This is a genomic window from Pseudomaricurvus hydrocarbonicus, assembly GCF_011602365.1.
Taxonomy (GTDB): domain Bacteria; phylum Pseudomonadota; class Gammaproteobacteria; order Pseudomonadales; family Cellvibrionaceae; genus Pseudomaricurvus; species Pseudomaricurvus hydrocarbonicus.
In genome coordinates this window covers 266,934-286,568 of sequence record NZ_JAAONZ010000001.1, presented here as the reverse complement: position 1 = coordinate 286,568, position 19,635 = coordinate 266,934, and the positions used below count along the sequence as shown (strand labels likewise).

Annotated in this window: 15 protein-coding genes; 11 read left to right on the top strand and 4 right to left on the bottom strand. The window is 55.7% G+C overall.

The features are described from left to right. Window positions 1-13 precede the first annotated feature (13 nt). The 7 genes from G8770_RS01190 (at window position 14) to G8770_RS01160 (ending at window position 11,369) form a co-directional block, all read left to right on the top strand. Window positions 14-1,966 (top strand): YihY family inner membrane protein, encoded by a 1,953-nt coding sequence (locus G8770_RS01190; RefSeq protein ID WP_167180898.1) that lies wholly within the window; start codon window positions 14-16, stop codon window positions 1,964-1,966. Between the two features lie 5 nt (window positions 1,967-1,971). Then, complete coding sequence (locus G8770_RS01185; RefSeq protein ID WP_167180895.1) at window positions 1,972-2,487, top strand: TlpA disulfide reductase family protein; 516 nt, start codon at window positions 1,972-1,974, stop codon at window positions 2,485-2,487. A gap of 105 nt (window positions 2,488-2,592) precedes the next feature. After that, window positions 2,593-2,859 carry an acylphosphatase gene (locus tag G8770_RS01180; RefSeq protein ID WP_208021971.1) on the top strand — a complete coding sequence of 89 codons (267 nt, stop codon included), beginning with the start codon at window positions 2,593-2,595 and terminating at the stop codon, window positions 2,857-2,859. 309 nt (window positions 2,860-3,168) lie between these two features. Further along, a complete protein-coding gene (locus tag G8770_RS01175; RefSeq protein ID WP_208021970.1) occupies window positions 3,169-5,022 on the top strand; it encodes a virginiamycin B lyase family protein in 1,854 nt (617 codons plus the stop codon). Then, window positions 5,022-7,046, top strand: coding sequence for a pyrroloquinoline quinone-dependent dehydrogenase (locus tag G8770_RS01170; protein ID WP_167180893.1), 2,025 nt, complete (start codon window positions 5,022-5,024; stop codon window positions 7,044-7,046). Before G8770_RS01175 ends, G8770_RS01170 begins: the two co-directional genes overlap by 1 nt. A 51-nt stretch (window positions 7,047-7,097) precedes the next feature. Continuing rightward, window positions 7,098-9,122, top strand: coding sequence for an outer membrane protein assembly factor BamB family protein (locus G8770_RS01165; RefSeq protein ID WP_167180891.1), 2,025 nt, complete (start codon window positions 7,098-7,100; stop codon window positions 9,120-9,122). Window positions 9,123-9,251: 129 nt separating this feature from the next. Next, window positions 9,252-11,369, top strand: coding sequence for a TonB-dependent receptor (locus G8770_RS01160; protein WP_167180889.1), 2,118 nt, complete (start codon window positions 9,252-9,254; stop codon window positions 11,367-11,369). 30 nt (window positions 11,370-11,399) lie between these two features. Here the strand turns inward: G8770_RS01160 and G8770_RS01155 are convergent, their stop codons facing one another. From G8770_RS01155 to G8770_RS01145, 3 genes are read right to left on the bottom strand one after another with little or no spacing between them, the layout of a single operon-like run. Then, entirely contained in the window at window positions 11,400-12,431 is a 1,032-nt protein-coding gene (locus G8770_RS01155) for an AraC family transcriptional regulator (RefSeq protein WP_167180887.1), read from the bottom strand. Then, window positions 12,431-13,018 carry a lytic transglycosylase domain-containing protein gene (locus G8770_RS01150; protein WP_167180885.1) on the bottom strand — a complete coding sequence of 196 codons (588 nt, stop codon included), beginning with the start codon at window positions 13,016-13,018 and terminating at the stop codon, window positions 12,431-12,433. The genes G8770_RS01155 and G8770_RS01150 overlap by 1 nt, the downstream gene beginning before the upstream one ends. Before the next feature lie 9 nt (window positions 13,019-13,027). Next, on the bottom strand, window positions 13,028-14,758 hold the full coding sequence (locus G8770_RS01145; protein ID WP_167180883.1) for a proline--tRNA ligase: 1,731 nt from the start codon (window positions 14,756-14,758) through the stop codon (window positions 13,028-13,030). Between the two features lie 131 nt (window positions 14,759-14,889). Between G8770_RS01145 and G8770_RS01140 the strand changes: the two genes are divergently transcribed. Beyond that, window positions 14,890-15,339 (top strand): HIT domain-containing protein, encoded by a 450-nt coding sequence (locus G8770_RS01140; RefSeq protein WP_167180881.1) that lies wholly within the window; start codon window positions 14,890-14,892, stop codon window positions 15,337-15,339. Between the two features lie 121 nt (window positions 15,340-15,460). Here the strand turns inward: G8770_RS01140 and G8770_RS01135 are convergent, their stop codons facing one another. Continuing rightward, entirely contained in the window at window positions 15,461-15,856 is a 396-nt protein-coding gene (locus G8770_RS01135) for an HU family DNA-binding protein (protein WP_167180879.1), read from the bottom strand. Between the two features lie 756 nt (window positions 15,857-16,612). Here G8770_RS01135 and G8770_RS01130 point away from each other — a divergent pair. The 3 genes from G8770_RS01130 (at window position 16,613) to G8770_RS01120 (ending at window position 19,610) form a co-directional block, all read left to right on the top strand. Further along, a complete protein-coding gene (locus G8770_RS01130) occupies window positions 16,613-16,900 on the top strand; it encodes an FmdB family zinc ribbon protein (RefSeq protein WP_167180877.1) in 288 nt (95 codons plus the stop codon). A 56-nt stretch (window positions 16,901-16,956) separates the two neighbouring features. Next, the gene (gene aspS / locus G8770_RS01125) at window positions 16,957-18,723 is read left to right on the top strand and encodes an aspartate--tRNA ligase (RefSeq protein ID WP_167180875.1); all 1,767 of its coding nucleotides are present in this window, start codon (window positions 16,957-16,959) and stop codon (window positions 18,721-18,723) included. A 152-nt stretch (window positions 18,724-18,875) separates the two neighbouring features. Then, on the top strand, window positions 18,876-19,610 hold the full coding sequence (locus G8770_RS01120; RefSeq protein WP_167180873.1) for a YebC/PmpR family DNA-binding transcriptional regulator: 735 nt from the start codon (window positions 18,876-18,878) through the stop codon (window positions 19,608-19,610). Window positions 19,611-19,635 lie beyond the last annotated feature (25 nt).

Here is a 19,635-nt window from a genome sequence, read left to right as displayed (position 1 = left end):
TATAAGGATGACTATGAGTGAATACAGTCTAGGCAACAAGTTACTCTACAGCAGACGTGCGCTGTGGCAGTTCATCCCTCATTTGATGAACGAGTATCGCGAGAAGGGGTGCCGGCAGCAGGCCGCAGCCCTGACGTATATGACGCTGTTCGCGGTTGTGCCGACCATGACCGTAGTGTTTACCATGTTTTCTCTGTTTCCTGCGTTTGATGGTCTGGCGGCGCAACTGCAGGACTTTCTGTTTCGCTACCTGTTGCCAGAATCCGGTCTGGAGATCGAGTCCCAGCTGAAAGCCTTTACCGAGGAGGCCCGCAGTCTGACGTTGGCGGGCGTCGGGATGCTGGTGGTGACGGCCTATTTAATGATCAAGAACATTGAAAGTACGTTTAATCGTATCTGGGGAGTGGGCAACGCACGCCGTGGCTTGAATAATTTTCTGCTGTACTGGGCAATACTCAGCCTGGGGCCGCTGTTGCTCGGTGTCGGCATTGCGATCAGTACCTACCTGCTGTCACTGCGCATCTTCAGTCAGGGCTATGATCCGACCGGGATTATGCCGACCCTGCTGAGTTTTTCCCCCTGGGTGCTGACCTCGGTGGCGTTTACCTTGTTGTTTGCTGCTGTGCCCAACTGCAAGGTGCCCTTTAAGAATGCGCTGGTCGGTGGTGTATTGACGGCTGTTTTTTTTGAGCTGTTCAAAGATTTGTTTGGTTGGCTGGTGGCCCATACCTCTTACACCGCAGTTTACGGAACCTTCGCGATGGTGCCGCTGTTTCTGCTGTGGATTTATATCTTATGGATGATTGTCCTCTCGGGAGCGGTGTTGGTGTATACACTAACCACCTTCCAAACAGTGCGTGCGGATAATAATGCGCGGTATCCGGATTTGATTGCAGCGCTGTTGGCTTTGTGGACTTTCCGGCAATGTCAGGTGACTGGCCGGGGGGCAACCGATGAAGAGCTGTTGAAAGTGGGGATTGAGTCTGAGCAGTGGCTTCGCGTCAGTGAGGCGCTGGTGCGCCATCGAGTGATCTCAGTGACCCATGACGATGAGTATGTGCTGTGCCGCAATCTCGATCTGCTGACCTTGAGACAACTGGCCGATGTCGTGGGGGTTGAATCTCAGATGCCGGGAGTCAGCGACTATTTGCAGTCATTTGACTGGTTCCCCAATGTCGCCAGCCGCCTGTTGTCGATCGATCAGCAGGTGGAGCTGGAATTTGATGTACCCGTCAGTGAGTTGTTTGAGGTACCGGAGACGGAGCAGGAACCTTATCCGGGTGAAGGGCAGGGGCTGGAGGAACTAAGAGACGAGCTGGATGGTTATGGTAGCCCCGAGCCGCAATTGCCGACGGCGCAAGACCTGAATAATAGCGCCGGTGCGTTCAGCCTCACAGATCTGCCGACCTTTGATGACGGGGAGTTTGGCCAGGCGGATTTGTTGGGGGGTGAGCCTTTCTCCAATGTGAGCAATAGCTTTATGTCCGATGTTGCCAGTGCGGTCGAACGTCACGCTTATCGATTGGGTGAGTACGACGTGGCGTATGCCGATGCAGAGCACAAGGACAGTGGAAACCAGGACAATGGAAGCCCGGACGGTGAGGGCAAGGAGGGTGATCGTGTCGGCACTGACAACTTTATCGCACAGAGCGTTGAAAACAGTCGCTTCCCTCTGGCCGGCTTTGAATCGGCGGACACTGAAGCCGCAGCTCCGGATGCGCTGGAGCCCGTCTCTTCGGAACAGGGCGGCGTGGCGTTGGGGGGATCAGGTGAGCCGGAGGCCGATGAGCTTAAACAGGCGGACTTGCCCGCAGACAGCCCGGAAGAGGGTGTTGCGGAGCCCGAGGCGAAAGAGCCGGACCGTGATGGGGTAGATGCTGACGATGACGGCGATCAGGATGCATTGCCGGGCCTCAAGGATTACCTGAGCCTTGATGACAGTGAGGCAAAGACCAGAAACGGATGAGTAAAATGTGGAACAGAGGTGTGGTCAGAGTGCGTTGGTGGATGATGGTGTGCGTCAGTTGTGGTTTGCTGGTCGGTTGTGGCGATCTCAAATTGCAGACGCTTTCGGGGCAGGAGTTGTCCTGGCAGGCCCAGCGAGGGCAGTGGGTGTTTATTAACTACTGGGCAGAATGGTGTAAGCCGTGCCGCAAGGAAATTCCCGAATTGAACCAGTTTGCTCTGCAGCATGCGGAGCAGGTGGAGATTCTGGGGGTGAATTTTGATGAGCCGGACACCCAAGAGTTACAACGGCAAACCCAGGCGATGCAGATTCAGTTTCCTCAATTGGTGACGGATCCCTCCGTCGCGCTGGGGTTTAGCCGGCCATCCGTCCTGCCTGCCACCTATGTGTTTGATCCCCAGGGGGTCTACCGGGGGGTGATGGTTGGTCCGCAAACCGAGGCATCTTTGGGGGCCTGGCTGAAAGAAGGAGAGGCTTTGGTGCCTGCCCGTGGGGAAAAGACGGCAGGGATAAGACCCTAAATTGAGGCGGTGGTTGAACGCCATGGGTTGAGCCCGCACTGCCGGACTCGGGCCACCCCTCTTCGCAATGGCCGGCCAGTAATTAAAGCGCACCGGAGAGATATTTTGGAATGTCAGAAGGGTTGGGTCAGTGGTCGCGTGCAAGGCGTGGGCTTTCGTTATTTTGTCCAGCAATGTGCGCAAAGGGCGGGACTGACTGGATATGCCAGAAATCTGCAGGATGGCCGCGTAGAGGTGCTGCTACAGGGGCCATCGGTTCGTGTGAGTCAGGTGAAAATCCTGGTTGAGCAGGGGCCAGCGGGATCTTCTGTGTCGTCCGTGGAGTGGCAGCTGGTGACAGACACCGTTTTGTCGAGGTTTACCATTGGCTAGCTGGCCAGGCCAGTGCCAGTTCATGCAGTACGTGTTTCATTGAACCCGGGGGAAGCGCTTTCCCGCGTTCTGGCCCCGCTTATCTCACGGTTCCGCTTTTTAGCCATTCCTGCCGACACCATTTACCGCGCAACACTGTCTTGAAAAACCATAGTTCTGGCTTCTAAGATCATAGCGAATCCCCAGCAATCCCCGGACAATGGCGCAGACTCATAGAAGTGCCTGTGAGGTGCGCCGGATGACGTGTTGCAGTGCCAACGCAGCCCACCTCATGGCCTAAAATAATTGACATACTGTGGAGTAGAGCTGATGGGTATTTTCAAGCGTGTGATGTGGCCGCTGCTGGTCCTGGCCAGTGGCTGGGGGCAGGCCGCGACGGTGGCTGTGACCAATGAGCAGGGTGAACCCATGGCTACGGTCATGGTGTCGCAAAAGTCGGCCTCTGTACCCGCTCTTGAGATGGATGCTCATGGCTACCCCAAGCCGGGTCAGCTCAATCAGTCCCCGGTAGAATTCACTCGGTTCACCAATCAAGACGGAGTCGCCGAATTCCCCGACAACTCCGCGATCACCCGGGTTATCCAGGCTGCGGCGAACAACAGCGCGACGGTGAGCTATCGTTTTCGCAAACCGGGATTCTACGATGTGAACATCACCGCCCAGGGGTTAGACGGCCATCACCAGGTCGTCATGAAACCCTTGTCCAGCGCCGCAGAACTGGCCGAGGAAAAGCCGTCCAACCTGTGGTTGTCGCAACTGGATTTTGACGGTGATTTGGCGTTAAAAAAGCATTTTCAAATCAATTGTGCTTTCTGCCATCAGCAGGCTTCACCGGTTATGCGGGTCGAGCGCAGCCCGGAGCAATGGCTGCAAATCATTGAGCGCATGGGCGGTTATGGTGCTCGGGTTGCCGACGATGATCGTCAACAGCTCGCCGAATATCTCACCAAAGGGTATCGTCAGCTGCGCCTCAATGCCGAGAATCTTCCGGACATGAAGCCCTGGGAGGCAGAGCTGGCTCGGACAGAAATTACCGAGTGGCCCATTGGCGATGCTTTTTCGCAAATGCACGATTTTATCCTGCACCCCAATGGCATGGTGTACGTTGGGGATAATCTTCAGGACCGCATTTATGAAGTCAATCCCGAGACGGGCGAGTACAGCGTGTATGTCGTCCCGCATGAAGCCGGTGAACAACTGGGTGGCTTTTTGGGCAATCGTTTCACGACCTACCCTAAACTGGCGAACTACGCCGGTGTCCATTCGTTTGCGGTATCGCCGGTAGACGGCCATATTTTTATTACACCGTCCATGCAGAGAGCCTTGATTGAATTTGACCCGGTCAGCAAAAGCTTCACCACCCATAAAATGCAGGAGGGCTTTTACCCCCATACCATTCGGGTCGATGAGCAGGATCGCATGTGGTTTACGCTGGCGCTGTCGTCTCAGGTGGGCCGCTTCGATCGCAACACGCAGACCTTCAAAGTCTATGATTTACCCGCCCGCAGTTTTAAGGAATGGGCCATTCTCAAGTCGTTGCCGCTGGTGTTTATGTTTGACCGGGAAAGCCGCCCCGAGCCGGAGGTGGACCGTGAGTCCACGGGCGTTCCCATGCCCTACGGTATTGATGTGGCACCGGACGGAAAAGTCTGGTTTGGGCGGCTGTACGCAGACGACATCGGCTATATCGATCCTGCCGATGATTCCGTGCACATGATTAAGGTGCCGTTCAAAGGGCCGCGTCGCTTGCGTGTGGATGCGGATAACAATGTCTGGGTGGTGTCTTTTCAGGGTTCCAAACTGGTGAAGTATGACCCTGTCGCAGAGCGTTTTACCCAGTATGAATTGCCGGTCGTCAATGAGTTGCCTTACTCGTTGAATGTTGATCGCCAGCGTGGCGTCGTGTGGGTCAACGGCAATCAGTCGGACAATGTGTTTCGGTTTGATATTCGCAGTGAGTCCTGGCAGACCTACCCATTGCCCCGCAAGCGCAGCTTTACCCGGGATATTGAAATCGACGAGGATGGTTCAATTTTCACCTCCAACTCCCATTTCCCCAGCTGGCAAATTGAAGACGGACAGCCGACGTTAATTCGCATCCGTCCCCTGGAAACCCCTGAAGGAGCACACGCGCGGGCCGTTAAAGCCCCGGGTTTGGAATAATGCCCGGCTGTGGTTTTGGGAAAGGGCTCTGGCCTTGCCTGAGCCTTGCCGTCGTGGTGCTGGGTGGCTGTGGTAATGATGTCTCACAAACCGGCCAGTCTGCGCCGGTTGTTGCTAATTTCGCGGCTGGCCTCGATCAGGGGTGGCCGCAATACCGTGGTGACCTTGCCGGCAGCGGCTTTTCTGCGAGCGATCAGATTACCCCGGCTAACGTGACACAGTTAAAACCGGTCTGGACGTTTTCAACCGGGGAATCCCAGCGTTCGCAGGCAGAATTAAAAAACACCGCCTTTGAAGCCACTCCGGTATTGCTGCCAGCCGAGGCGGGTGGGCATCTGGCGCTGTGTACTCCGTACAATGATGTCATCGCCCTGGACCCACAAACCGGTGAGCAACGCTGGCGCTTTGACGCGCACGCAGATCGCCGTGGCCGCCGGGCGGGCAAGTGTCGCGGTGTCAGCTGGTGGCTGGATAGCGAGGCAGCGCCGGGCAGTGAATGCCGCAGCCGAATTGTCACCGCGACCCACGATCGGCGTTTACTGGCCATTGACAGTCTGACCGGTAAAGCCTGCTCCGGGTTTGGCGAGGGGGGCGAGGTGAAACTCTACAGCCCGGCCGAGGGGTTTGTGCCTGGCGACATCGCCTCATCGTCGGCACCTCTGATTGCCAATGGTCGCATTGTGGTGGGTTCCGGGGTGGTGGATTTTCAGCGGGCGAAAACCCCGCACGGCACGGTCCAGGCCTACGATGTCATGACGGGTAAAAAAGTCTGGCAGTTCAATATGATTCCCACGGCGGACAGCACTCCAGAAGTGAGAGCGTCCTGGCCAGACAATGTTGGCGACGTCAGTGGCTCCGCCAACGCCTGGGCGCCATTGTCGGCCGACCCTGATCACGATCTGGTGTTCATTCCCACGGGGGCGCCCTCGCCGGATTTTTACGGTGGCTTGCGGCCGGGCAATAACCTCAATGCGAATTCGGTGATTGCCTTGTCGTTGTCGACTGGCCAGGTGGTGTGGCGCTACCAGTTTGTGCATCACGATCTGTGGGATTACGACACCCCGGCCATGCCGCTGTTGACCACCGTGACGCAAGACGGTGAAGACCTGCCGGTGGTGATTCAGGTGACCAAGCAGGGGTATGTGTTTGTGTTGCATCGCCTGACGGGGGTGCCGGTGTACCCGGTGACGGAAATGGCGGTATCGCAAAAAGCCGTAGCCGGTGAATGGGTCTCGCCGACTCAACCCAAGCCCGCTTTCATGCCAACGCTGATGAACACTCAGATTAACGCTGACGACGCCTGGGGGCTGACGCCCTGGGACAAGAGCGCCTGCCGAAGGGCCATTGCCCAATTGCACAACGAAGGCCTGTTCACGCCGTTACAGCTCAATCAGTTTACCGTGTTGATGCCCGGCAGCCTGGGCGGCGCCAACTGGGGTGGGGCGGTGCTGTGGAAAGAAAAGAACCTGATGTACGTGAATGTGAATACCGCTTTGTTTGCGGCACGGTTGGTGCCGAATACGCAAGCACTCTCGGACGGGCATTTGCCGCAAGCGGGGAAAACCCTGCGCATCAGTATGCAGGGCACGCCTTACAGCATTGAAAATAAAACCCTGCTGTCGCCCCTGGGTATGCCTTGTGTCGCGCCGCCGTGGGGCAAGTTGATGGCCGTAGATCTCAGTACCGGTGACGTGCGATGGGAGTCACCGCTGGGATCGATTCATGACATGGGACCGGTGAAATTACCCTTTCACATCAATTGGGGCACGCCAAATTTGGGCGGTGCCATCGTCACCGGCGGGGGGGTTGTGTTTATCGGTGCCACCATGGACCGACAGTTTCGCGCCTTCGACGCCCTCACCGGCGACGTGTTGTGGAGTCATGAGTTACCCGCTGACGGGGTGGCATCGCCGATGACCTATACCCTCGACGGAAAACAGTATGTTGTGATCAGTGCCGGCGGACATCATATGTACGGCCGCCCGATGAGTGATCAGGTGATCGCGTTTGCGTTGCAGCCCTGACCGGTGCAAGCAAAACGTTAGCCATTGAATCGCAGCCCAAAGAACAGTGACATGAGAGACAAAACCATGCAGACCAAAATCAACCCAATCAACAACAAGATGATAAAAAAGGCGGCAACCCATCGGCTGACGAGACTGCTGTTGTCCGTATCCTTGCTCGGCCTGATGAGTGGTGCACAAGCTCTGGATGCGGTGCCCGAGGTGAACAGTGTTGGCCAGCAATTGTTTGAGGCAAAGTGTGCGGCCTGCCATGACAACCCGGACAGCAAGGCGCCAAGCCGGGAGGCGCTGCAGGCCTCCAGTTTCGAAAGCATTTTAATGGCTATGGAATTCGGGCGCATGCAGCCGCAGGCGGCGGGTTTACAAAAACTGGAAAAAGCCGCCATCGCCAAATATTTGGCGGGCAGTTCGACGGTAGATGAGCAGTGGATTGCCGCTGCGCAATGTGGCCGTCAAGGCGAGAGCCAGACGATTGACTTGAACAACCTGCTCAGCACTGGCTGGGGGATGTCAGCCAACAACAGTCGCTACATCCCCGGTGGCGTGTCGGGGATTGATAAAGACAATGTGGGCCGTTTGAAACTGAAGTGGGCGTTTGCCTATCCGCAGGTCACCGATGCGCGCTCGCAACCGGTACTGACCCGCGATACCTTATTTGTGGGCAGCAAATCCGGTAATCTGTTCGCCCTTGATAGCGCCAGCGGGTGCATTAAATGGCGGTTTAAAGCCGACAGCAGCATTCGTTCGGCACTGGTGCTGGGTGGCGGCGATAGTGATGGAAAAACTCTTGGCGAGAATAACGGCGACACGCTTTATTTTGGCGATGCCTTGAGTTCGGCTTACGCTGTGGATGCCCGCACCGGTCAGCTGCAGTGGAAAACCTCACTGTCGCTGTTCCCGACGTCCACCATTACCGGCTCACCGACCTATTATAACGGCAAGCTGTTTGTGCCGATCTCCTCTTACGAAATTGCCGCCGCTGGCATGCCCAACTTTCCCTGTTGCCGTTCCCACGGTGCGCTGGTTGCTCTGAATGCGGAAGATGGTCAGCAGGACTGGATTTGGCACGGTACCGAACCTGCCACCCTGCAGGAAAAAAGCGCTGACGGTCATATGCGCTTCGGGCCGTCCGGAGTTTCTGTGTGGTCCACGCCGACAGTGGATGCGAAACGGGGTTTGTTGTATTTCGGCACGGCGGAAAACCTCACCCATCCGGCCACCGACACCAGCGATGCCATCATCGCCCTGGATCTGAACAGCGGGGAAGAGCGCTGGAAATATCAGGCACTGAAAAATGACGTGTGGAATTCGGCCTGCCTTAACGGCGGCCCCAATTGCCCGGAGGAGGCAGGGCAGGATTTCGACTTTGGTGCTTCAGTGATTTTGGCTGAAGATAAAAATGGCAACGATATTTTATTGGCCGGACAAAAGTCCGGCGCCGTTTACGCGTTTGATCCCGACGGTTATCACCGCGGCCAGGGTAAGCTGTTGTGGAGCAATTTTGACACTCGCAATACGGTTTACAGCCCCAATCCGGGCATTCACTGGGGCATGGCGCTGGAGGGCCAGACTTTATTTGTACCGATTGCCGATACGGATCGCCCTTTCCCCGGGTACACCGCCAGACCGGGGCTTTATGCGTTAGACATTAATACCGGCAAAAGGCTCTGGGCGAGTCAGGTGACCCGTGGTTGTGAGCTAAAAGGACAGCAGTCGTCCAGTTTTGGCCTGCAAGCCATGCGTGACCAAGGTTCCGCTGGCGCCGAAGGGGAACAGGAAAAACCTTGTTCGTTCCACTTCAGTTTGTCCGCTGCAGTGACTGCGACGGACGGATTGGTGTTTGCTGGCGGGCTTGACGGTATCTTGCGTGCTTACGATTCGGCGTCAGGCACAGTGGTTTGGCAAACCGATACCGCCAAAAGCTTTCAGACCGTCAACGGTGTAGAAGGCCACGGTGGTGCCATCGATGTGGACGGCCCGGTGCTGGGCAACGGAATGTTATTCATTCACTCTGGCTACAGCATGTTTGGTCAACTGCCCGGAAATGTGCTGTTGGGCTATGAAGTGGCTGAGTAGAGACATTGTGTAGTGACGGAATAGACATAAGGCGCTAACGGTAAGACATAAACCAAGACTTTTCATGGGGCACATTGATATCTGTTTTTTTTGTGTAATACTGCGGCGCTGACGAGAGCGGAGTGAACCATGTTTTCTATTTCTAATTATAAAAAAGCGCAAGACCAACGTATCAGAGCAACAAAATCGTTAATTTTTATGTCCCTCATCGGTATCGGCGGGGGGCTTGGTGGGGGAGTGCAAGCTGCCGAGTCTTCACCCCAAGCCACAGACCTTGATGAAATGACGGTCACCGCCAGACGGGATCCTGAAGCAAAAAACAATCTTATTGGCCAGGTGAGTCAGGTCAGTGCCGAAGATATACAGACATTGGGCCATACCCACATACAGGAACTGGCGGTGCGCATCCCCGGTGTCTGGTTGAGCCGGGGTAATGGTCAGGAACTGTTGGCCGCGGTGCGCTCGCCGGTGTATACCGGCGCGGGCAGCTGTGGCGAAGTCCTGATTGCTGAAAATGGCATTCCCATTCGCCCCAGTGGCCTGTGTAACGTCAATCAATTGTTCGAGGTCAATACCGAACAGGCGGGCGCTCTTGAAGTGTGGCGTGGCGCGGGCACGGTCTTTTATGGATCCAATGCGGTCCACGGCGTCATCAACTCTCTGTCACCCGCCATGAACCAGTCCTACCTGGCGTTGGAAACGGGGCCGCACGATTATTATCGGTCGAAGATGGCCTGGGGTACGGTCGCTGGCGCGCACCAGTGGCAGGTGGATGCCAACGGCGTGAGTGACGGCGGGCTGAAAGACGATGCCGGCTACGATCAACAGAAACTGAGCGTGCAACAACGCTGGCAGGGTGAAACCCTGGACCTCCACTCCACCCTTTCCATGGTCAATTTAAACCAGGAAACCGCCGGTTACATCACCGGGGAAAAAGCCTACGAAGAGGCCGGCTGGAAAGACAACCCCAACCCGGAAGCCTTTCGGGATGCGCAGGCGGTTCGTTTGGCCACCACGCTCATCAAGCAAATCGATGAGGACTCTTCGTGGCGTTTTTCACCCTATGCCCGCTACAGCGACATGCGTTTCCTGCAACATTACCTGCCGGGCCAGCCGATCGAGGAAAACGGTCAGGAGAGCGCGGGCTTTTTGTTGAATTATCAAACCGCGCTGAATGAGCCGTGGCAACTTTGGGCCGGTGTGGATGGCGAATGGGCCAGCATGAATGTGCAAGAGTCGCAGGCAGAAGCCTTTTTTAGCCCGGATAATGCTCGCTATGTAGGTCAGCACTACGATTTCGAGGTGACCAGTGTGCAGCTGGCCACGTTTGTGAATGTCGAGTGGCACTGGCGTCCGGAAGCGGCTGTTGAGGCGGGGATACGCTGGGAGACTCTGTCTTACGATTATGACAACCAATTGCTTGACGGCAGCACCCAGGATGATGGCTCTGCGTGCGAGAGCGAGACCGGTGACTGCCGCTATTACCGCCCGGAAGATCAAAAAAACCGGTTTTCCAATCTCAGTGCTCAGTTGGGTGGCCGCTATCAGTTGAGTGATCAGTGGGTGGTTTATGGGCGGCTGGCACGTGCTTTTCGTGCCCCCCAAATCAATGAGCGCTATCGCCTGTTGACCGGGCAGAGCGTCGATCAGTTTGATGAGAAAACCATCGACAGTGCGGAATTGGGGCTGCGTTATCACGCTCACACGTTTTCGGCGGAATTGAGTGGCTACGTCATGGAAAAGCAGGATGAAGTGCTGAAGGCCTCCAACAATCGCACCGTGGGGGATGCGGAAACCCGCCATCGCGGGGTGGAGTTACAGCTGGGGTATGCGATTTCACCTCAGTGGAGCCTTGCGGCGGTGGCGGCATGGTCGAAACATACGGTGGAGTCCGCCAGCCTGCTCAATAGCCAAGACCTTGCCGGTAATGTGATGGATACGGCGCCAGAGTGGCTCGGCAGCCTGCAATTGAGGTATCAGCCTTCAGATCCCTGGTGGTTTGAGCTGGAGACGGTCTATATGGACGATTATTATCTGGATGCCGAAAACGAACACGAGTACGAAGGCCATACCTTGCTAAACGCCATGGCTAAATACCAGTGGACGCCGCAGTGGAGCGCTCGTTTGCGACTGCACAATGTGACCGATGAACGCTACGCTGAGCGGGGCGATTACGCGTTTGGCAGCTATCGCTATTTCACCGGTGAGAACCGCGCCGCGTACCTGGAAGTCCGTCACGATTTTTGAGGGTTGCAGGGGAGGGGCGACCGGTAGAGGCTATTGCTTGTCCCGGTACTGCCCCGGTGTGATTCCTTGCCACTTCTTGAACGCGCGATAGAACGCGCTCGGCTCGGTAAAGCCTAACAGATAGGCGATGTCGGTGATGGTTAATTGCGGCTGGCGCAAATAATCCAGCGCCAGATCGTTGCGTGTCTGGTCGAGCACTTCCTGGTAGCTGGTCTGTTCGCTGGCTAGCCGCCGTTGCAGTGTGCGCTGGCTGATGCCTAACTTTTCCGCCACACTGGCCCGGTCGGGTTCCTGACCTTGCAGGGAGGTGGCGATCAAGGATGCCACTTTCAGTGTTAGGGTGTTGCCGGGGTTGCGAGCCTGGATGATTTTTTCGGCGCGCTGCTGCATCAAACTGAGCAGCTCGAGGCTCGCGTGCGGGATGGCGATGCTTTCCAGCGCACGCGGGAAGCGAATCACGTTCTTGGCTTGCCCAAATTGAACCGGGCACTGGAAAAAATCCGTAAAATTCTCCGGGCGTGCAGGCTTGGGCAAGCAAAGTTCGACCGTGTTGGGGGTGTAGGCGGGGCCTACCAGCCAGCGACCAAGCATCAGGTTGGCCGCTAACAAAGCACAGCTGCGCACCGTAGAGATCGCTGCCTCCGGGTTAACCGGTTGGTACTCAATTGCGATGTGTTGCCCGTGGCGCGAAATGGTGAAGACGCCGCCTTCTCCAGCGGAGCGTTGGTAGACCTCCATCGCGTCAATGGCGTCGCCAATGGTGCGGCTGTTCATGGCAATATAGCCGGCGAGGTTAAAACTCGCCGGCTGGCTTTGGCGGGCAAAGGTCAGAGGAAAACTGTCATCCCGAGTGGCTTCCATGGCCAGTTGCCAGAGGCGTTCCTGACAGGCAAAGTCAATGCGATTCTCCGGCCGTTGCAGTTGGCTGGGATCAATGCCGGCTTTCAGCAGCAGTCCATCGGTGTGTTCTATCCCGGACTGGCGAAGGGCCTGAACCAGCGTTTGTGTGATGCTGACGCTGACCTCAAGGCCGGAATCTGAAGCGGTGTGTGTGGTGTCCATCAGCGCCAGTGTTTTTCCCACGCATCCATGACGCGACGCGGATACCAGTATTGCCCATAGCTGCCGTTGTAGCGGGCAAGGGCATCCATTAGCCGGCCGTTGGTCTTGTTCAGGTAATGTTTGAGAATGGTGCAACCGTAGGTCAAATTGGTTTCGACATCGGTGAGATTGTCTTCGGGGTGACCAATTTCATCTTTCCAGAAAGGCATGACCTGCATCATGCCCTGAGCCCCGACACTGGAAATGGCGAAGCGATTGAAGTGGCTTTCCACTTCAATCAGTGCCAGCACGATTTCCGGTTGCAGCCCTGCGCGAGTCGCAGCCCGGTGTATACGCTGCAGCAGATCCATACGCTCTTCCGGATCTTTGATGAATTTACCGAGATTGTCGCGCTTGGAAACCAGCCAGACTTCAGCCTCAAAGCGGTCTTCGAAACTGTCGCTGTTTTCAATGGCGTGTTTTAACAGCTCTCGCAACTCATCATCCACGGGCTGGGCCTGCTCGGTTGCAGACACCCCGCTGGACACCATCAACGCCATAAACGTCATGAGCTTGAAGAGCGATGAGAGCCGTAAAAACACTGCCATGCCCCTTTGTTACAGAGCCTTAACGTTAGACTGCAAGGTCGTGAGCAGCTCAGTCAGGACGACCTCTTGCTTGTCGGCGTCGCGACGTCCTTTGTACTCAACCGTACCGGCTTCAAGGCCGCGATCACCCACCACCACGCGATGGGGAATGCCCATCAATTCGGTGTCGGCGAGCATGACGCCTAGACGGGCTTTTTCTTCGTCCATAAACAGTACGTCGTAGCCGGCGGCAGTCAATTGCTCGTAGAGCTCTTCGCATTTCGCTCGCACGGCCTCGGACTTGTGCATGTTGATCGGAATCAAAGCAATCTGGAACGGGGCGATGGCTTCCGGCCAAATGATGCCGTTGTCATCGAAGTTTTGTTCAATGGCGGCGGCCACCACACGGCTGACACCAATACCGTAACAGCCCATGGTCATCACTTGTTCTTTGCCGTTTTCGTCCAGAACCGTCGCGCGCATGGCTTCACTGTATTTGGTGCCGAGCTGGAAAATATGACCCACTTCAATACCGCGTTTGATTTCCAGTGTACCTTTGCCGCAGGGACTTGGGTCACCCACGACCACGTTGCGCAGGTCGGCGGTGTCAGCCAAAGGCAGGTCGCGTTCCCAGTTCACACCGGTCAGGTGGTAACCGTCCTTGTTGGCGCCACAGGCAAAGTCAGCAACGACTGCAGCACTGCGATCAACCAAAACCGGAATCTTCAGGCCGACAGGACCGATAGAACCGGGGCTGCAGTTGAGGGTTTCCTGGATTTTTGCGTCGGGTGCAAAGGTCAGGGGCGAGGCCACGCCGACGAGCTTTTCAGCCTTAAGTTCATTCAGTTCGTGGTCGCCGCGCAGAACCAGCGCCACCAGCCCCTGATTGCCGGCCTCATCCTCTTCCCCCAGTACAATGAGGGTTTTCAGCACCTGTTTGGGTGAAACTTCCAGACTTTTGGAGACTTCGTCAATGGTGTTCTGCCCGGGAGTGGCCACTTTAGTCATCTCCTGGGTAGGCGATGGGCGCTCGTCAGTGGGCGCAACGGCCTCGGCCAGCTCGACGTTGGCGGCGTAGTCACTGGCGGTGCTGAAGGCGATGTCGTCCTCACCGCTGTCGGCCAGAACGTGGAACTCGTGGGAGCTGGAGCCGCCAATTGAGCCGGTATCCGCCAGCACCGGACGAAAGTCCAGACCGATACGGTTAAACACTTTGCAGTAGGCGCTGTGCATCCGGTCGTAGGTGTCCTGCAGACACGATTGCTGCAGGTGGAAAGAGTAGGCGTCCTTCATGGTGAATTCGCGGGCGCGCATGATGCCAAAGCGGGGGCGAACTTCATCCCGGAATTTGGTCTGAATTTGATAGAAGTTGGCGGGCAGCTGTTTGTAGCTTCTCAGTTCATTGCGAATCAGGTCCGTAATGACCTCTTCGTGGGTGGGGCCGAGGCAAAAACGGTTGTCATGACGATCGGTGATGCGCAGCAGCTCAGGCCCGTATTGTTCCCAGCGGCCCGATTCTTGCCAGAGCTCAGAAGGCTGTACCACGGGCATCAGTACTTCCTGAGCGCCGGCGCGGTCCATCTCTTCCCGGACAATCGCTTCTACTTTGCGGAACACCCGCAAGCCCATCGGCAGCCAGGTGTAGAGGCCGGATGCTAACTGGCGCACCATGCCTGAACGCAGCATGAGCTGGTGGCTGACGGCAACGGCGTCAGAGGGGTTTTGCTTGAGGGTGGCAATGAGAAAACGGCTAGCGCGCATGGTATGTGTGCATCTCTTACTGAGTTGAATGGATCAGTGCTTATAGACCAGTGATCAATAGATCTAGGTTTCATCGATTAAGGGGGGTATTCTAATGGTGTTGTTAAGTTGGGGAAAGGAGGAAACCTGATATGTCGGAACTTGACGTGAAGTTGAAGTTTGAGCTCGACCCTCAATTGTTGAGCGAGAGTGTGATTTTGGGGGAATTCCCCCTGTCACTGGTGTTGATGAGTCGAGACGCCAATTATCCGTGGTGTATTTTGGTGCCAAGGCGCAAAGGGGTCTATGCCATTCATCATTTGGCGGAAGAGGATCGGCAGCAGTTAATGCGGGAGTCTTGTCATCTGGCGGAAGTGATGGCGGACTTGTTCGTCCCGGATCGAATGAACGTGGGTGCGCTGGGTAATGTCGTGCCGCAATTGCATATGCACCACGTGGCCCGCTTTAAAGGCGATCCGGCCTGGCCGAGACCGGTTTGGGGGGCACTGGAGCCCAAGCCCTTTACCGAGGACGAGTTGAAGGAGCGGGTGTCCAGATTGCGCAGTGCGCTGGCCGGTGAAGAGTTTACCGTGCTGGACTAGGGGCGGCCGCTCTCAAGAGGGGGGGGCAATCTCAAGCGGGAGCGCTCCCGGGTTGGGGGAAACCCCAAAAAAAACCGCACTGACAAGTGCGGTTTTTTGGTTTTAAGCGAGGCTGGCTGGCTTACATTGCCATGTCTTTCAGCTTTTTCAGCGGGCGAATTTTTACCTGAACGCTGGCTGGCTTGGCGGCCACGTCCATGAGTTCACCTGGCTTAAAGGGGTTCGGTACGTTTTTGCGGGCTTTTTTGGCTGGCTTCTTCACAGCGCTGACTTTCAGCAGGCCTGGCAGTACGAACTCGCCAACGGCACGTTTTTTAATGTGCCCTTCGATGATATCACTCAGTTCATCCAGAACACTTTGCACTTGCTTTTTGGTCAGCTCGGTATTTTCTGCAATTTCAGCCAGCATTTGAGTTTTGGTGTAGCGCTCTTTGACGGCTTTAATTTTCTTTTCAGCTGCCGGTGCGGCTTTCTTTGCGGGGGCTTTCTTTTTGGCGGGTGCTTTACGAGCGGCCATAACTAAGTTCCTTTTGTTTGTAATGGTGATTTTATTGTTCGCCCGAGGGGCACAAAAAAGCCTTTATTTATAGGCTTAAATGACGCGGCTAAACCGCTGATGCTATGTATATAGGATAAGTGGGGTACTGGCAACCCAAAAGTCGTAAAAAACACGGTTTTTTAAGGTTTTTCAGGGTAGAGGGCCCGGTAGCGTATGCTGGTTGATGTTTTTTCGGGCTGGTCCCGGGAGCGGTGTTCAACAGAGTGGCGAGGGGGAGGCTTTAGGATAATGTCCGCATAGACGGCTCAACGGGTTTGGCTGTGCCGATCAGGCGCCGGGAAAAACAGCGAGAAAACAACAGATTCATCTGGGTGGGGTTGTGATTAAGGCGGCAACACGACACGTGAACAAAGGCGGTTAGAAGGGTTTCATTTTCACGGTGCATTCGGGTGTGTGGGAGCTGATGTAAGCCGAGTTCGTGGCAGCGGTGTTGCTTATTCGACAATAGAGATGGTGACCTGAGAGGACCGAAATTCGAGTCGCGTCGACTAGTCAAAGGCGCCGGGGTGGCCGGACCGTGCCCGCCGGTTGCGGTGGTCGCCACAAGCGTCTCAAGGCTCTGTCTCAGCGTGCCCTGGCTGCAGCGCATAAACCCTGTGGGTTCACCATCTTTAACCTCTGCCCCATGCTGGGGTATAATGCCCGGTTTTGGTAGGTCTCCCCCCTGTTTGTCGGTTGCTGGCATGGTATGCCAGGTGGAATGAGGTAAGAAGTATGCCGATTTATGAGTATGAATGTCGTGCTTGTGAGCATGAGCTGGAAGCTCTCCAGAAGATGAGTGATGCCGCTTTAACGGAGTGTCCGTCCTGCGGAGAAGCCCAATTGCGCAAAAAAGTTTCCGCAGCGGGCTTTCGTCTGGCTGGCGGTGGCTGGTATGAGACGGACTTCAAGTCCGGTGGTAAGAAGAAAAATCTGGCGGGTGATTCTGCTTCAAGCGCGGCTTCCAGTACCGGATCCGCTGCAGGATCCTCGGCCAAAAGTAGTTCAGGGGCAGCCAGCTAACGGGCAGCTCTTGAATTTGACCTTTTATTAGACAGTTATTACATAGGAAAGTACTTATGCGCACCCAGTATTGTGGCGCTTTGAATGCCTCTTTTATTGATCAGGAAGTCACCCTCTGTGGATGGGTTGATCGTCGCCGTGATCATGGTGGGGTGATCTTCATCGATCTGCGGGATCGGGATGGCATCGTGCAGGTGGTTTTTGACCCGGATGCAAAAGAAAACTTTGAAACCGCTGACAAGGTGCGCAGTGAGTATGTTCTTCAGGTTAAAGGACGGGTTCGCGCGCGTTCAGAAGCCACCGTCAACCCGAATATGCCCACCGGTGAGGTGGAGGTGTACGGTCTTGAGGTGACAATCCTCAACAGCGCTGAAACGACGCCTTTCCCATTGCACGATAAAACCGTGGGTGAGGAAGTTCGTCTCAAATATCGCTATGTGGATCTGCGTCGTCAGGAAATGCAGGAGCGTCTGCGTTTCCGCTCTAAAGTGACCAATTCGATTCGCAATTTTCTGGATGACAATGGCTTTCTGGACATTGAAACCCCCATCTTGACCCGGGCGACCCCGGAAGGCGCTCGTGATTATCTGGTGCCATCCAGAACTCACGAAGGGAAGTTCTTTGCTCTGCCACAATCGCCGCAGCTGTTTAAGCAGTTGCTGATGGTGTCCGGCTTTGATCGTTACTACCAGATTGCCAAATGTTTCCGCGACGAAGATTTGCGTGCAGATCGCCAGCCAGAATTTACCCAGATCGATATTGAGACCTCATTCATGAGCGATGAGCAAATCATGTCGGTCACGGAGCAGATGATCCGCAAGCTGTTCAGTGAGCTGAAAGGTGTGGAGCTGGGTGAGTTCCCGCGTATGCCATACGCCGAAGCGATGCAGAAATACGGCTCGGATAAGCCCGATATGCGCATCCCTCTGGAGTTAGTGGAAATTAAGGATTTGCTGGCCGACATCGACTTTAAAGTGTTTGCTGGTCCGGCCAATGACCCCAAGTGCCGCGTAACGGCGTTGAAGGTGACCGGCGGTGCGGCCATTTCCCGCAAGCAAATTGACGATTACACCAAGTACGTCGGTATATACGGTGCGAAGGGTCTGGCCTGGATTAAGGTCAATGAGATCGAAAAGGGCGTTGAGGGTTTGCAGTCGCCGATCATCAAATTCCTGGGCGACGACGTCACCATGCAGGTGATGGAGCGCACCGGTGCTCAAAACGGCGACATCGTGTTCTTTGGGGCGGATACCATCAAAGTGGTTACCGAAGCTCTGGGTGCGCTGCGCTGCAAAATTGGTGAGGATCTGGAATTGTACACTTGTGAGTGGGCGCCTTTGTGGGTTGTCGACTTCCCAATGTTCGAGGCCATTGAAGGCGGTGTGACTTCTTTGCACCACCCGTTCACCGCACCGTCCTGTTCAGCACAAGAGTTGGAGCAGAATCCTCTGGCAGCATTGTCCCAGGCTTACGATATGGTCCTTAATGGCTGTGAGCTGGGTGGGGGTTCTGTTCGTATTCACAACCAATCCATGCAGCAGGCGGTTTTCCGTGTGTTGGGCATTGGTGAAGAAGAGCAGCGTGAAAAGTTTGGTTTCCTGTTGGACGCCCTTCAGTACGGCGCACCACCGCACGGTGGTTTGGCGTTTGGCCTGGATCGCCTGATTATGTTGATGACCGGCGCCAGCTCTATTCGTGATGTGATTGCCTTCCCGAAAACCCAGACGGCGGCGTGTGTGCTGACCGATGCGCCGGGGCAGGTGGATAACACGCAATTGCGTGAGCTGAACATCCGCGTGAAAAAGAAAGAAGTCAGCGCATAAGTGCTGTTAACCATTGCGTGAGTAATGCAGAAAGCCGGCTCAAATGGGTCGGCTTTTAAGAAAGTACTGAACGGGAGGCTGTGGGCGCGGAAAGGCGTTTGAGCCTCCCGTTTTACTGTCAGCGTCTCGGATAAAGACAACCGGAGGATTTTATGGCCGGTCACAGTAAGTGGGCCAATATTCGTCATCGCAAAGCGGCACAAGATGCCAAGCGCGGTAAAATTTTCACCAAGTTGATTCGCGAGCTGGTGGTTGCCGCCAAAGGTGGGGCTGACCCCGCGGATAACCCGCGTTTACGAGCGGCAGTGGACAAAGCTCTGGCCGCTAACATGAAGCGCGATACCGTGGATAAGGCCATTGCCCGCGGTGCAGGAAATGCCGATGGCGATAACTACGATGAGCTGACCTACGAGGGGTATGCTCCCGGTGGTGTGGCCATTTTGGTGGAATGCATGACCGACAATCGAAACCGGACGGTTTCCGATGTGCGCCACGCTTTTACCAAGCGCGGCGGCAATCTGGGCACGGATGGTTCGGTCGCTTATCTGTTTACCCGCCAGGGGCAAATCTTCTTTTCGGATATCGATGAAGACACCTTGATGGAAGCGGCACTGGAGGTCGGTGCTGAAGATGTTGAAATGTTGGACGGCGGTGGGGCGTTGGTGACCACGGCTTTTGAAGATTTTCTGGCCGTCAAAGACGGATTGCAGGCACGAGGGCTCATGCCGGACAGTGCCGAGGTCAGTATGGAAGCGTCGGTCAAGGTGCCGCTGGACGCTGAAGCCTCAGAAAAAGTGATGGCGATGGTGGATGCGCTGGAAGACCTGGACGATGTACAGAATGTGTACACCAATGCTGAGTTTGATGAGTCGGCGTTCGGGGAGTGACCGGCAAGCGCAGTGAGGTGAAATA

Excerpts from the sequence above, each read along its gene's own strand:
- G8770_RS01170 (WP_167180893.1), top strand. The coding sequence starts at position 5,022 with ATGCCCGGCTGTGGTTTTGGGAAAGGGCTCTGGCCTTGCCTGAGCCTT.
- aspS (WP_167180875.1), top strand. The coding sequence starts at position 16,957 with ATGCGCACCCAGTATTGTGGCGCTTTGAATGCCTCTTTTATTGATCAG.
- G8770_RS01175 (WP_208021970.1), top strand. The coding sequence starts at position 3,169 with ATGGGTATTTTCAAGCGTGTGATGTGGCCGCTGCTGGTCCTGGCCAGT.
- G8770_RS01130 (WP_167180877.1), top strand. The coding sequence starts at position 16,613 with ATGCCGATTTATGAGTATGAATGTCGTGCTTGTGAGCATGAGCTGGAA.
- G8770_RS01135 (WP_167180879.1), bottom strand. The coding sequence starts at position 15,856 with ATGGCCGCTCGTAAAGCACCCGCCAAAAAGAAAGCCCCCGCAAAGAAA.
- G8770_RS01145 (WP_167180883.1), bottom strand. The coding sequence starts at position 14,758 with ATGCGCGCTAGCCGTTTTCTCATTGCCACCCTCAAGCAAAACCCCTCT.
- G8770_RS01190 (WP_167180898.1), top strand. The coding sequence starts at position 14 with ATGAGTGAATACAGTCTAGGCAACAAGTTACTCTACAGCAGACGTGCG.
- G8770_RS01140 (WP_167180881.1), top strand. The coding sequence starts at position 14,890 with ATGTCGGAACTTGACGTGAAGTTGAAGTTTGAGCTCGACCCTCAATTG.
- G8770_RS01160 (WP_167180889.1), top strand. The coding sequence starts at position 9,252 with ATGTTTTCTATTTCTAATTATAAAAAAGCGCAAGACCAACGTATCAGA.
- G8770_RS01185 (WP_167180895.1), top strand. The coding sequence starts at position 1,972 with ATGTGGAACAGAGGTGTGGTCAGAGTGCGTTGGTGGATGATGGTGTGC.
- G8770_RS01120 (WP_167180873.1), top strand. The coding sequence starts at position 18,876 with ATGGCCGGTCACAGTAAGTGGGCCAATATTCGTCATCGCAAAGCGGCA.
- G8770_RS01155 (WP_167180887.1), bottom strand. The coding sequence starts at position 12,431 with ATGGACACCACACACACCGCTTCAGATTCCGGCCTTGAGGTCAGCGTC.
- G8770_RS01165 (WP_167180891.1), top strand. The coding sequence starts at position 7,098 with ATGAGAGACAAAACCATGCAGACCAAAATCAACCCAATCAACAACAAG.
- G8770_RS01150 (WP_167180885.1), bottom strand. The coding sequence starts at position 13,018 with ATGGCAGTGTTTTTACGGCTCTCATCGCTCTTCAAGCTCATGACGTTT.